Origin of the sequence: Mesorhizobium sp. M1C.F.Ca.ET.210.01.1.1 (genome assembly GCF_004791585.1) — a bacterium.
Lineage (GTDB): Bacteria > Pseudomonadota > Alphaproteobacteria > Rhizobiales > Rhizobiaceae > Mesorhizobium.
Window position 1 is genome coordinate 38662 of sequence record NZ_SRUU01000013.1, and the last position, 13378, is coordinate 52039.

The 13378-nt window shown below is 64.0% G+C and carries 11 protein-coding genes; 2 read left to right on the forward strand and 9 right to left on the reverse strand.

Features of this window, described 5'->3' with window-relative positions:
• Positions 1-59: 59 nt before the first annotated feature.
• Positions 60-1049 carry a substrate-binding domain-containing protein gene (locus EN853_RS16470; RefSeq protein ID WP_210234796.1) on the reverse strand — a complete coding sequence of 330 codons (990 nt, stop codon included), beginning with the start codon at positions 1047-1049 and terminating at the stop codon, positions 60-62.
• A 73-nt stretch (positions 1050-1122) separates the two neighbouring features.
• Positions 1123-2193 carry a LacI family DNA-binding transcriptional regulator gene (locus EN853_RS16475; RefSeq protein ID WP_127860880.1) on the reverse strand — a complete coding sequence of 357 codons (1071 nt, stop codon included), beginning with the start codon at positions 2191-2193 and terminating at the stop codon, positions 1123-1125.
• 143 nt (positions 2194-2336) lie between these two features.
• Here EN853_RS16475 and EN853_RS16480 point away from each other — a divergent pair, with 143 nt between their 5' ends.
• Positions 2337-3368 (forward strand): hydroxyacid dehydrogenase, encoded by a 1032-nt coding sequence (locus tag EN853_RS16480; RefSeq protein ID WP_127860879.1) that lies wholly within the window; start codon positions 2337-2339, stop codon positions 3366-3368.
• Between the two features lie 197 nt (positions 3369-3565).
• Positions 3566-3871, forward strand: a complete 306-nt coding sequence (locus tag EN853_RS16485) for a hypothetical protein (protein WP_127860878.1) — start codon at positions 3566-3568, stop codon at positions 3869-3871.
• A 123-nt stretch (positions 3872-3994) separates the two neighbouring features.
• Here the strand turns inward: EN853_RS16485 and otsB are convergent, their stop codons facing one another.
• The 7 genes from otsB to EN853_RS16525 all read right to left on the reverse strand — a co-directional run bounded on the left by otsB (position 3995) and on the right by EN853_RS16525 (position 13378).
• On the reverse strand, positions 3995-4777 hold the full coding sequence (gene otsB / locus EN853_RS16490; RefSeq protein WP_127860877.1) for a trehalose-phosphatase: 783 nt from the start codon (positions 4775-4777) through the stop codon (positions 3995-3997).
• Positions 4774-6567 (reverse strand): trehalose-6-phosphate synthase, encoded by a 1794-nt coding sequence (locus tag EN853_RS16495; RefSeq protein WP_127860876.1) that lies wholly within the window; start codon positions 6565-6567, stop codon positions 4774-4776. The genes otsB and EN853_RS16495 overlap by 4 nt, the downstream gene beginning before the upstream one ends.
• A gap of 252 nt (positions 6568-6819) precedes the next feature.
• On the reverse strand, positions 6820-8982 hold the full coding sequence (locus EN853_RS16505; RefSeq protein ID WP_127860874.1) for an amylo-alpha-1,6-glucosidase: 2163 nt from the start codon (positions 8980-8982) through the stop codon (positions 6820-6822).
• A gap of 40 nt (positions 8983-9022) precedes the next feature.
• Positions 9023-10081 carry a glycosyltransferase family 4 protein gene (locus tag EN853_RS16510; protein WP_127860873.1) on the reverse strand — a complete coding sequence of 353 codons (1059 nt, stop codon included), beginning with the start codon at positions 10079-10081 and terminating at the stop codon, positions 9023-9025.
• A gap of 121 nt (positions 10082-10202) precedes the next feature.
• Positions 10203-11021: an ABC transporter permease gene (locus tag EN853_RS16515; RefSeq protein ID WP_127860872.1), complete on the reverse strand. Its 819-nt coding sequence runs from the start codon at positions 11019-11021 to the stop codon at positions 10203-10205.
• A gap of 2 nt (positions 11022-11023) precedes the next feature.
• Complete coding sequence (locus EN853_RS16520) at positions 11024-12307, reverse strand: ABC transporter permease (protein ID WP_127860871.1); 1284 nt, start codon at positions 12305-12307, stop codon at positions 11024-11026.
• An 18-nt stretch (positions 12308-12325) separates the two neighbouring features.
• On the reverse strand, positions 12326-13378 hold the full coding sequence (locus EN853_RS16525; RefSeq protein ID WP_127860870.1) for an ABC transporter substrate-binding protein: 1053 nt from the start codon (positions 13376-13378) through the stop codon (positions 12326-12328).

Below are 13378 nucleotides of genomic sequence, written 5' to 3' on the forward strand. Positions count from 1 at the left end.
CCATCGCTCCCCTACTTCCCTACTTCCCTACTGCCTTACTCCCCTACTCCCTTCCCTTCCTACTTCACATATTGCAGCATCGGCTCCTTGCCGGCGTCGAGCACATCCTTGGTCAGCACCAGGGTGGGCACCGCGATGCTCTCCTCGACCTTCTCGCCGGCCAGCGCCTTCTTGACGTTTTCGACCGCCTGCTTGCCGACCAGATAGGGAAGCTGCGCGACGGAAGCGTTGAGGCGGCCTTCCTTGATCGACTTCACCGCATCGACATTGCCGTCGACGCCGATCATCGTCACCTGTTGGCCCTTGCCGGCGGCGTAGACCGATTCCACGGCCCCCAGCGCCATGCCGTCATTGGCGCAGAAGATGGCAACCAGATCGGGATGCGCGGTCAGCGTGTCGGTGGCGATCGAAGCCGCCTTGCCGCGATCCCAGTCGCCCGGCAGCGAGGCGACGATCTCGAGTCCCGGCGCCAATTCCTTCAGCTTATCGGCAAAACCCTTGGCGCGCTTCTCACCGGTGATGTTGCCCGAAAGACCCTCGATTACCAGCACCGGTCCCTTGGCGTCCTTGCCGAGCTTGGAGACCAGGTATTCCGCTCCTTGCGCGCCGGCCGCGACATTGTCGGAACCGATGTGGAAGGTGACCTTGACGCCTTCCTTGTCGAGGACCGCCTGGTCGAGGTTGTTGTCGAGGTCGACGATCTTGATGCCGGCGTCCTGGGCCGACTTCAGGCACGGAAGCAGGTTGGTCGAATTGATCGCCGCGGTGATCATCGCCACCGGCTTGCGCTCAAGCATCGTATTGCAGAGGTTTAGCTGCGGCTCGGCCGCCTGGTCACTTTCGGCCGCCTGCTGGAAATATTTCACCCCGGCGTCCTTGGCGCCGTCCGCTACACCCTGCGCCATCGCGCCCCAGAACGGATTGGCCAAGGTCTTCATCAGCACGCCGTATTCACCGTCCTCGGCCTTGGCGACGCCAATAGCCGACATTGCCAGGGCAACGCCCAAGGCAAGCGTAAATCGATTTATCTTCGGAATGAATGCAGTCACGTCTTCCTCCCTGTAGTGTTACGCGTCACGAGCCAAAGCCAGGTGTGGCGCAATCCGTTCTCGACAACGGGGGCTATTGTCGGTCTCCTCCCCCGGAATGCGGGCCGTCGCCTGGCGAGCCAACGGATTCCCGCATCAGCACTTTGCAAGGTTCGAGCCGTGCCCTCGGCGGGCCGCCCTCGCCTTCGATCCTGCGAAACAAAACCTCCATCGCGTTGCCCGCGATCTCGCGCACCGGCTGCACCACGGCGGCAATCGCCGGCCACGTCACCTGCATCCATTCGGCGTCGTCGAAGCCGATCAGCGAGATGTCGTTGGGGCAATGCCAGCCGCGCCGCCGGAATTCCGACAGCGCCACCAGCGTGCCCTTGAGGAAGAGCGAGTAGACTGCCGTCGGCCGATCGCCCCCCTCTTCCCGCTTGCTGAAATAGTCGCGAAGCAGCATCCGCAGAGGCTCGACGTCGCTTTCGGAAAGCACAACGTCGATGCGGATGTCCGGCGCAAGCTCAAGCGCGGTTTTGCGGAATCCCTCAAGGCGGGCGCGCACCGTCGCCGCCTGCTGGCCGAGGCCAACCACCAGAATATGGCGATGACCCTGGCCGACAAGCGCGCGCGCCACTTCGGCGCTTGCCGACGCGCTGTCGGCCGAAACCGTGTCGAAGGCGTCGTCGGCAAGCACGCGGTCGATCAGCACACCGGTCATGCCGTTCGCCTTCATGAAACCGGCCGCCGGTCCGTGCTCGTTGCGCACCGGCGCCAGCACGACGCCGGCGACGCGCCAGTCGTGCATGCGGGCAAGGATCTCCTTTTCGCGCGCTTCCGATTCACGGCTGGAGGCGGCGACCAGTGTGTAGCCGCGCTGCTCGGCGAGGCCCTCGAGCTCGCTGACCATCTGGCCGAAGAACTCGCTTTCGAACTCCGGCATGATGGCGCCGATGATGCGGCGCTTGGCCCGCCGCATGTCGGAGGCTAACGGGTCGACGCGGTAGCCCAGAAGCTCGACGGCATCGAGGACACGCTGCGCGTTTTCCGGCTTCACCGTGGTGACGCCGGAAAGCACCTTGGAAACAGTGGCCGCTGACACGCCGGCATGGCTCGCCACGTCGTGGATCGACGGACGCCGCTGCTGGGTTTCAACTGCCATTGATCTCCTCCCGAGAACAGACGACCGCCTGCTCCTCTCCAACATAACCGATAAATCGATTTTTCGCTGGTGTAAATCGTTTCATCAGGAGTAAAACACAGACATGTGATTGGCGCGATCCAATCGTGCCGGGAGGAGAGATCATGTCCGACAAAGCCTTGCCGCTGGTGATCAGCGCACCCGAACCGCGCACCCTCGACCTGATCTTCACGCCGCCGCAGCTGGCGCTTTTTCGCACGAAATATCGCATTGTCGAGACAACGCCCGAGGGCGTCGCAAAGTTGCCGCCGGATGTGCTGGCTGAAGCGCGCTACATCGTCGGCCAGCCGCCCATCGCACCGGAAACGCTGCAAGAAATGACGGCGCTGCGCTGCATCTTCAACGTCGAGACCAACCTGATCAACAACATGCCTTATGAGACGCTGTTTGCCCGCGGCATCCACGTCGTCACCACTGGTCTGGTTTTCGCCGAGCCGGTCGCCGAGCTTGGCCTCGCCATGGCGCTCAATCTGGCGCGCGACATCGTCGACGCCGACCTTGCCTTCCGGCAAGGCAAGGAGCTTTGGGGCGGTGACGGCAACCAGACGGCGCGTCTTATCTCCGGCGCCGATGTCGGCATCATCGGCTTCGGCGATCTCGGTCGCGCGCTCAATCGCCTGCTCTCCGGCTTCCGCACCCGCACCAGGGTCTTCGACCCGTGGCTGCCACCCTCAATCCTTGTCGACAATGGCGTCGAGCCGGCCTCACTGGGTGAAGTGCTGTCAACCAGCGATTTCGTCTTCGTCGTCGCTTCGGTGACCAGCGAGAACCAGGGCTTCCTCGGCGCCGACGCTTTCGCGAAGATGCGCAAGGGAGCCGCCTTCATCCTGCTCAGCCGCGCCGGCGTCGTCGATTTCCCGGCGCTGATGGAAGCGGTGAGAAGCGGCCATATCGTCGCCGCCAGCGACGTCTTTCCGGAAGAGCCGCTGGCCGAGGACCATCCCGTCCGTTCCCTCCCCGGCTTCCTGCGCTCGGCCCACCGGGCCGGCGCGCTCGACGTCGCCTTCAAGCGCATGGGCGACATGGTGCTGGAGGACATGGACCTCGTCGATCGCGGCCTGCCGCCGATGCGCTCCAAGCGCGCCGAACGCGAGACCGTGTCGCGGATGCGTTCCAAGCCTGTCGACAGGAACTGAGGACAGCGGCAGCAAATCCTGTAACGATTGGCTCGGGCGCTATCGCTGCAGACACAGATGAGAAAAATCACGCGAGGTTTCAGTTCCCTGCGGCAATATTTTCGCGTGGATCAGCAAGAACCTGGAACTTTCATCCGAACCTTCCGTTGGGTTTCCGATCGTTGCTTCTACGATCGAAAGCCAGGAGGATTGATAACGTGAACATCAAGATGATCTGCTTCGGCGCCATGGCGCTTTCGATCGTCGCCGGCTCGGCTCTCGCCGCCGGGCAGACCGGCACTTCGGCGCTCGACGATCCGGCCAAGATGCAGCCCTTCTACAGCGACTCAAGCATGAAAACGATGGTCAGCAAGGACGACTTCGCGAAGGCGTGGAAAGCTCTGTCGCCGGCCGACCAGACCGCGATGATGACCGCCTGCGCAGACGAGGCCAAGAACGCCAATGCAGCCAACTCTCATCCCGAGTTCTGCAGCAGCGTCAAGGAGAATGGCGGCAGCAAGTAGGAGGCTGGCGCGGCTACGTGCAAAAACGGTCCCGCTCGTGGGGCCGTTTTTAGTGCATCGCGTGATCGCCGGCCTGCGGCAGTGAATCCTCTGTGGGAGTCCGGTTGGCGGCCGCCACCAGCATCAGGCAACGAGATCGTCGCCGCTCCCTTGCTTGCCGGGCGCGCTGAAATTCGCCTCGAGCCAGGCAATCGCGCTGGCGACGTCTGCGATGGCGAAGCGTGCCGCGGTCTCGCCCTGCGGCTTCACCCGGATCGAGATTCCGCCCGCGGCGTTGACGGTGTCGAAGCCGTTTTCATCAGAAGTGTCGTCGCCGAGGAATACCGGGAGCCGGCCGGTGAACGGATCGAGCTGCATGAAACGGCGTATCGCCGCGCCCTTGGCGGCTTCCAGCGGCATCAGTTCGACACCCGCATTGCCGGCGATCACGCGATAGCCTTCCGGCAGGCGGGCAAGTGCTGCCTCGACCATTTCCGTCGCCCGCGCCAGCAAGTGCGGGGCCGCCCTCGTGTGAATGGCAAGGACCGGACCCTTGCGCTCGACATAGACGGCCTTGCTTGCCAGTTCCAGCTCGATTTCGTCGGCAAGCGCGGCCATATCCGCCGGCTCGTCCGCAGCCTCGATTTGCCCGTCGGGTGTCAGCCTGTGCTCCAGCCCGTAGAGGCCGGCGATCCGCAACTTCAAGGGATCAAACAGGTGATCGACGGCGGCGATCGAGCGGCCGGTGATGAAGGCGAGCGCTCCATCCAGCCGGCGCTCGATGATCTCCAGCAGCGAGCGCAATTCCCGGCTGACCGATACGCTGTCCGGATGCGCTGCGTGCTCCAGCAACGTGCCGTCGATGTCGAGGAAGAGCGCCCACCGGCCATCGGGAAGCCGTGGCGTCAAATCTGTCTGGATAGTCATCGGTATCCGGCTGCCTGTCTGCGTTCGAATATGGAGACGACATTGTCGCGGTTGATGTTTGCTGGGCGTTCGGACAATGCGGTGACCCGGTCGAGCTCGTCGCGCTTCCTCAGCCGCGCCGCGTCGAGCAGCATGCTGCCGGCCCAGCGATAGACATTGTTGTCGCGGACGATTTCCCGCATGCGCCGCATGCGTTCGCGCTGTTCGTCCGGCCCCATGGTCAGAGCCTGCAGCATGATCTCGCTCATCATCGCCGCGTCATAGGGGTTGACGATGAGCGCCTCCAGCAGCTCGCGCGATGCGCCGGCGAAGGTGCTGAGCAAAAGCACACCCTGCTCGTCGTCGCGCGCGGCGACGAATTCCTTGGCGACCAGGTTCATGCCGTCATGCAGGCTGGTGACGAGGCAGATGTCCGCCGCGCGATAGAATTCATAGACCTCGGCCTGCGAATGATGTTCGGCCACCATCACGACAGGATGGTAGGTCTCATCGCCAAAGCGTTCGTTGAGCTCGCTGGCGTAGCGCAGGCATTCATCATGCAAATGCTTGTAGGCGGGCAGCGTGCCCCGGCTGGGTGCGGCGATCTGGAGAAACACCACCTTGCCGATCATTTCGGGGTGACGGCTGAACAGTTCCTCCAGCGCCTGGAAGCGATCGAGAATACCCTTGGTGTAGTCGAGGCGCTCGACGCCGACGCACAACCTGGCATCGGCCGGAATCCTGAACCGCTTGCGGACGCGGGTGCGGCACTCCTCCACGCCAGGCAGCGACTTCACAAGTTCGACCGGCCACTCAATCGAGATCGGATAGGCGTGCACCAGCGTCATCTGGCCGCCAAAGGAGATGGCGGCATCCGCCCGTTCGATGCGGCTCTCCATGAAACGGTCGACGCTTTCGGTGAAGTTGTTGGCGTGGAACTGCGTATGGAACCCGATGATCGAGCTGCCGAGCAGACCATCGAGGATGCGCTCGCGCCACGGGCAGATGCTGAACACCTCCGAGTTAGGCCATGGGATGTGCCAGAAGGTGATGACGATCGCCTCGGGCAATCGCTCGCGGATCATGCGCGGCAAAAGCGCGAAGTGGTAGTCCTGGACCAGCACTATCGGCCGCTCGTTACGCGCCTCGGCGACCACCGTATCGGCGAATTTGCGGTTGACCGCCTCGTAGGCCTCCCAGTCGGAATCGCGGAAGATCGGACGGGTGAAGGCGATATGGCAGAGCGGCCAGAGGCCCTCATTGGCGAAGCCGAGATAGTAGCCCTGATATTGCTCCTCGGTCAGCCAGACCCGGCGCAGCGTGTATGAGGGGTTGCGAGGCGGCACCTGCACCCGGTCGTTCGCATCGACCACGACGTGATCTGCGCTGCCGCCGCCATAGGCGATCCATGTGCCGGCGCAGGCGCGCGTGATCGGCTCCAGCGCCGAGACCAGTCCGCTCGCCGGCACGACCAGTTTGACATCGCCGTTCTTGTCCTCGTTGTGGATATAGGGCTCGCGGTTGGAAACGACGATGACCTGGGCGTCCGGCAGATCCTCGGCCAGGATCTTGCGCAGCGTCTCCGGCGACCAGTTGACCAGCGCCGCGTCGACCGACTGCCCGTTCTTCTCGAATTCACGCAACACCTTGCGCGCGGCTTCCGGGGCGACGTCGTCACCCGAGGCGGACGTTTTCACACCTTTCGAACGCTGATGACGATGCCGGGCTACTGAAACGAAGATTGCGAGAGCGGAAAGTCCGAGACTCGCCAGGATAAGGACCCACGAGAGGTCGACGCCGTACTGTGTCATTGAATGCCAGGTTGCCTCCGGCTGTCCGCTATTTTGTTTTTCGTTCTTGCCGGCTGCGGACCGGTAGGCCGGTACGGGTGTGCAACGCACAAAGCTGCGATCGGTTCCGACATTTTTCGGTTTCCGGACGTAACCTTGCCGGCCTTTGTTCGAGAGCAACTCCAGGAAAAGTGCGCAACGGTTTTCCGCCCGGAATTGCGTCAAAACAAAGAGATAGAGCGGTTCGGCGTTTCCGCGAAACGCTGAAACGCTCTATGTTCGCACGATGAGCGGCACCATGCCCTCATGCCGGTCGGACAGGAAGGCAACGACCCGGTCGCCGACGCGCTGGAAGGTAAGGTCGACGGATTTGTCGCCGACGGACAAATGCCGGAGCGTGAGCGTGTCGATGCCGATCGGCAGCCTTGGGCGCGTGACGTGCAGCTCCCCTTCCCAGCCGTCGATTTCCAGGCCGAGGCAGGCCTGCATCAGCATGAAGGCGGAGCCTGCCGACCAGGCCTGCGGCAGGCAGGCGACCGGATAGGCGATCGGCGCCTCGCCCGGCGCCCGGGTAAAGCCGCAGAACAGTTCCGGCAGCCGCATGTTGAAGTGCACGGCCGCCTCGAAAGTGCCGCTCATCAGACGAACCACGCTCTCGCGTTCGCCATAGCGCGCCAGGCCGACGCCGCAGAGCGCGGTGTCGTGCGGCCAGATCGAACCGTTGTGGTAGGACATCGGGTTGAAGAACACCGCGTCGTCGGCGAGCGTCCGCAGCCCCCAGCCGGAGTGGAAAGAGGCCGAAAGCAGCTGGTCGGCGACCATCTTGGCGCGCTCCGGCTGCGGCAGGCCGACAAAGAGCAGATGGCCGGCATTGGAGGTGCGGACCTTGCAGGGTTCGCCCGCGCCGTCGATGGCAAGGGCGTAGAAGTTAAGATCGTCCATCCAGAAATCGCGCTCGACGGCCAGCCGCATTTGCTCGGCGCGGTTTTCCCAATGCTCGGCCTCGGCGAACTCGCCGCGCCGGCGCGCCAGCGCGGCAAGGCCCCGGTAGGCGGCAAAGACATAGCCCTGCACCTCGACCAGAGCGATCGGCCCTTTGGGAATACGTCCGTCGGCATGGAAGACCGAGTCGATACTGTCCTTCCAGCCCTGGTTGGCGAGACCGGATTCCGCCGCGCGCTGGTAGGTGACGAAACCGGTCGCCCGGCTTGCCTCTTCCGTCCATTCGGCCGCCGCCTTGAGCGATGGCCAGAGCGTGTCGATGAAGGCCATGTCGCCGGTGCGTTCGGCATAGGCGCAGGCGAGATGAATGTAGAGCGGGGTCGTGTCGACGCCACCATAGTAGCGGCCGAAGGGAAGCTCGCGCAGCGCCGCCATCTCGCCCTTGCGCGTCTCGTGCATGATCTTGCCTGGCTGGGAATCGCTGAAAGGCGAGGTCTCCGTCGCCTGATGCTCGGCGAGAAAGGCGAGCACGCCGCGCGCAAGGCCGGGATTGAGCCATAGCATCTGCAGCCCCGAGATCACGCCGTCGCGGCCGAAGGCTGTCGAGAACCACGGAATGCCGGCATAGGGGTACGGCCCGGTCGCGAGCTCGGTGGTGAGCAGTGCGACATCGGCGCGGGCGCGCTCGACCCAGTCGTTGAAGACGCGGCCGGAACTGCGCACCGTGGCGCCATGCCGGCGCTTGGCGCGCATGCCGAAACGCGCGCGCGCAGCGGCGGCGCGGAAGCGGTCACGCCCGGGCGTGTCGGCGACCTCGGGGCCGACTTCGACATAGAGCACCTTGCTGCTGCGCTTGGTGACCGCGACCAGGAAGTCGGCGCGATTGTTGTTCAACTGGTCGGGAGCCTGCGAGAAGGAGACCGCCGACTGGCGCGGCAAGCCGTCGAGACCGTCATAGCCGAGCAGCACCGACGCCTTGTCGGTCCTGGCGACGTGGACCGTTCCGCGCTTCTGCCGTGTCGAGCCGCGCACCTCGAACATGTCGCGGAAATCGGCGGCGAAATGCAGCGAGACGGTGATTGTCGAATGCTCGCGGCTGTAGTTGGAAAGCGTGATCCGTTCGAACAGCCTGTCCTGCCAGATCAGCCTGACGCGCTCGATATGGATCGCGCCCTGCGGAATGTCGCGGCCGACAGCACTCTGTATCGGCAGGTTGGTCAGGTTGCTGGTGAACAGCACATTGTCCTGGCTGAGCGAAGCGCCGAGCAGCGACATCTGCCTGCCGCCCACGGTCAGGCGGAATTCGGAAAGGACGCGCGTATCGTCGCGAAAGAAGCCGTCGCCGGCACCCCTGATTTCGCCGTAGGCGTCCGCAACGACGAAACAGTCGCCCTGCTTGAGAGCAAACAGGCGGTGCGGTTCCCGTGGCGCCGTTTCATCCAGCGAGGCAAGGGCCACGGCAGGATCGAGCTTGCGCTCGTCGAGTTCCATCATTCGTTACCTCTTCGTCAGTTGCGCCCCCACAGCAGCAATTTCAGGAAGCCTTCGCCGCATGGGCACCGATCAGTCGCGCATAGGCGGCAAGGTAGTCGCGCGCCATCCTGGCGACCGAAAACCGCTTTTCGAAGACCGCCCTCACCTGCCGCCTGTCGAGCTTGACAAGGGCGGGCACCGCTGCGGCCGCATCTTCGACCGTATCGACGACGAAACCCGTCACGCCCTGGTCGATGATTTCCGGCAAGGCGCCGCAATTCCAGGCGATGACCGGCGTGCCGCAAGCCATGGCCTCGATCGGGGCGAGGCCGAACGGCTCCGGCCAATCGATGGGGAAGAGGAGGCCCGCGGCGTTGCCGAGAAAGGCCGCCTTCTCGTCTTCCGCGATCTCGCCGACATAGTCGATGCGGTCGCCGTCGATGAGCGTCTCGATCTCGTCATGGAAATAGCCGCGGTCGTCGTCGCCGATCTTGGCCGCCAGCTTCAGCTTCAGCCCGGACCGGCGCGCGATCTCGATCGCACGGTCCGGCCTCTTGTCGCGCGAAAGGCGCCCGAGGAAGGCCAGATAGGGTTCTCCGGCGCGCTTTTCATAGGCCGGAGGATAGGCATCGAGCGGAATCCCGTGATGGATCGTCGCCAGCCAGTTTGCATCAGGCAATCCCCGCTTTTGGCTGTGCGAGATGGAGATCATCGGAAAGCGCGGGAAGCGCTTGTAGGCCGGCGCCAGGTCGACATAGTCGAGCCTGCCATGCGGCGTCGTCACCGTTCGTTCCGCCATGTGCTCGAAAAACGGGAAATGCGCGAAATGGCTGAGATGGAAGTGGATGACATCGAACTCGCCGGCCCGCTCCCGCACATCGGCAAGCATCGCCAGATGCGCCGCGATCTCTGATTTCTTCGGCCGCGGATCGAGGCGAATCGCCTGATCGCGGCCGGGCACCAGCCGCGCCGAGGTCTCGCTGTCGCCGCTCGCGAACAGCGTCACATCGTGCCCCAGTTCCACCAGAGCTTCGGTGAGATAGAAGACGATGCGCTCGGTGCCGCCGTAGAATCTCGGGGGGACGGATTCATAGAGCGGCGCGACATGGGCAATGCGCATGGATTCCCTCAAAACTGTTGATGGGAAGCAAAATGCGTCAGCCGCGAGATCGTTCCTCTCAATCAGCAGCATGTGGCGGAGTGTAAGGCGCGCCGGGCGCTCGCAAGACCGCTCTGCTAATCTAGACGGGGGCCTTCCGGCCGCGCCGCGAAAGAATGTTGGCGACAAGCAGCAGCAGAATGGAGAGCGCCATCATCAACGTCGCCGCCGCGGTGATGGCGGGACTGAGCTTCTCGCGCAGGCCGATGAACATTTCGAGCGGCATGGTGCGTTGGCTGGCGCTGGCGAGGAACTGCACCACCACCACTTCGTCAAAGGAAGTGACGAAGGCAAAGGCAGCGCCTGAAAGCACGCCGGGCAGGATCAGCGGCAGCATGACCCGGAAGAATGCGGTCAGCGGCTTGGCACCAGAGATCGCGGCGGCGCGCATCAGGTTGCGGTCGAAGCCGGTAAGGCTTGCGGCCACCGTCACAACGACAAACGGGCTGGCCAAAGCCGTATGCGCCAGGATGATGCCGGCATAGGTGCTGGCAAGTCCGATCCGCGCGTAGAACAGATACGAGCCGACGGCCGTGATCACCACCGGCACGATCAGCGGCGAGAGCAACAGCGGCATGACGATGCGCCGTCCCGGGAATTTCTCGTCGGAGAGCGCGATCGCCGTCAGTGTGCCGAGCACGGTGGCAATGAAGGTCGTGCCGAAGGCGACGATCAGGCTGTTGCCGATCGCCGATTGCCAGCGCTGCGTGCCGAGTACCACCTCGTACCAGCGCGTCGATATACCCTCGAGCGGGAAGATGAAGAAGGCGCCGCTGTTGAAGGAAAGCGGCACCGGGATCAGGATCGGCACCAGCAGGAAGAGGATGACCAGCCCGCACCATATCCACAGCAACGTGATGCGGATGCGTTCGCCGGCGGTCGGGTAAGGAGACAGGAGCATGGCTACACCAGCTTCAGACGGTCAAAGCCGAGGATACGGGCGAAGATCCCGAACAGCGCCAGCGTGAAGACGAGCAGGATGAAGCTCAGCGCCGCCGCCATCTCCCAGTTCAGCTCGACATTGACGTAGTTGGCGATGAAATTGCTGATCAGCTGGTCGCTGGCGCCGCCGATCAGCGCCGGCGTGATGTAGTAGCCGAGGCACAGGATGAAGGTGAGCAGGCAGCCGGCCATGACACCGGGGAACACCTGCGGAAGATAGACGCGCCGGAAGGCGGTGAAGGGCCGTGCCCCGAGCGAATAGGCCGCCTTCATCTGCGAGGGCTGGATCGTGCGCATGACGCTGTAGATCGGCAACAGCGTGAAGGGCAGCTGGATATGGGTCATGGCGATGATCAACCCCATGCGGCTGTACATCAGGTCGAGCCGGTCGCTGCCGACGCCGAGCCAAAGCAACAGGTCGTTGACCAGGCCGAATTTCTGCAGCAGCACCGTCCATGCCGCGGTGCGGACCAGGATCGATGTCCAGAATGGCAAAAGCACCGCGACGATGAGGATAGCGGCCAGTCCCTTCGGCACGCTGGAAATCAGATAGGCGAGCGGGAAGCCGAGCAGCAGCGTTGCAAGCGTCACCGCCGCCGCGACGAAGAAGGTGCGCATGAACACCTGCAGGAAGATCGCCTGTTCCGGCGGCACCCGCTCGATGCCGCCATCGGCGTTCCAGCGCAGGTCGAGCGCGCTGAGCAGATAAAACGAGGTCAGCCGGTGCGTGCCGCTGGCGATTGCCGGCCACGTGCCGGGCGCCGTCCAAAACGGCACCGATTTCATGATGTCGAGCGGCGGCTGGCCGCCCGCGTTCTCCAGCTTGCGCACGGTCTTGAGCACCTGGCTGCGCGCGCCCGGCAGCCGGGCGTTGATGCTCTTGGCGAGTTCGTAGGCAGTGCCCTTGGCCTGGTTGTCACTGAGGTCGGCGGCAAGGGCTGCGAGTGCCGCGTCGCCGGGTTGGCCCTGGCCGTTCCAGTCGGCGAGCGCCGCGGTCGTCTTGGGCAAAGCCTCGGCGATCGTCGGATCGTAGACGGCACGCGAGAGCAGCAGCACGATCGGAATGCCGAAGCTCAGCGCCAGAAGCACGAGCAGCGGCGCGGCCAGCGCCAGGGAGCGCAGCCGATCGCCGAACTCGGCGCGGCGGAGCGCCGCCGACACGGACTTCAGATCCGTATCGGCGGCTGCTGACCGGCCGCGGGCCAGCGCGGGCCGGTCGAGGTCGCTGGGCTGGAGAGCCGACATCGTCGCCTGCCCGGCCGCCTACTGGGCAAGCCAGGCGTTGAAGCGCTTGACGAGATCCTCGCCATAGTCGCCCCAGAACTCGGTGTCGGCAACCAGGTAGGCGCCGCTCAGATGGTCCGGAGCGTTGGGCAGCTTCGGCAGCGCATCTGGCGCGACGAAGGATGCCGCGTCGGTGCGCACCGGCCCGTAGGTGATGTAGCTGGCGAGCTTGGCGTTGTTCTTCGGCTCGCTGATATAGGCGAGGTATTTGTAGGCGAGGTCCGGGCTCTTGGCGCCCTTCGGAATGGCGATCATGTCGTATTCGAGGATCTGGTTGTTCCAAACGATCTTGAATGGCTTGCCGTCGGTATCGATCGCGTTCTGGATACGGCCGTTCCAAGCGGTGGTCATCACCACTTCCTTGGAAGCGAGAAGTTGCGCCGGCTGCGCGCCGGCATCCCACCAGACGATGTCCTTCTTGATCGTGTCGAGCTTCTTGAAGGCGCGGTCGACGCCTTCCGGCGTCGCCAGCACCTTGTAGATGTCGGCCGGCGCCACGCCGTCGGCCATCAGCGCCCATTCGAGATTCTGCGCCGGGAATTTACGCATGGCGCGCTTGCCCGGGAATTTCGTCGTGTCGAAGAGGTCGAGCACCGAGGTCGGCGCGTCCTTCAGCACGGTCGGATCATAGGCGAGGATATCCCCGTAAGCATCGAGGCCGACTCCGCAATCCAGCGCCGAGCCCTCGATGAATTTGTCGCGCGGACCGATCTTGGAATAGTCGAGGCGCTCGAGGATGCCGGCGTCGCAGCCCTGCAGCACGGTTGCGGTCTCCACCGTCACCAGGTCGATCGGCACGTTGCCGGTGTCGACCATGGCCTTCACCTTGCCCAGATCGCCGAGATATTCCTGCTCGAGGATCTTGACGCCTGTCTCCTTGCTGAACGGCTCGAACCAGGCCTTGCGCTGCGCGTCCTGCCAGGCGCCGCCGCTCGCCATTATGGAGAGCTCGTCGGCGAAAGCCGCGTGACCGATCGTCATGCAAGCGGTGGCGGCCGCGAGCGCGAGCAAATTCTTCCTCACATGTTTCAT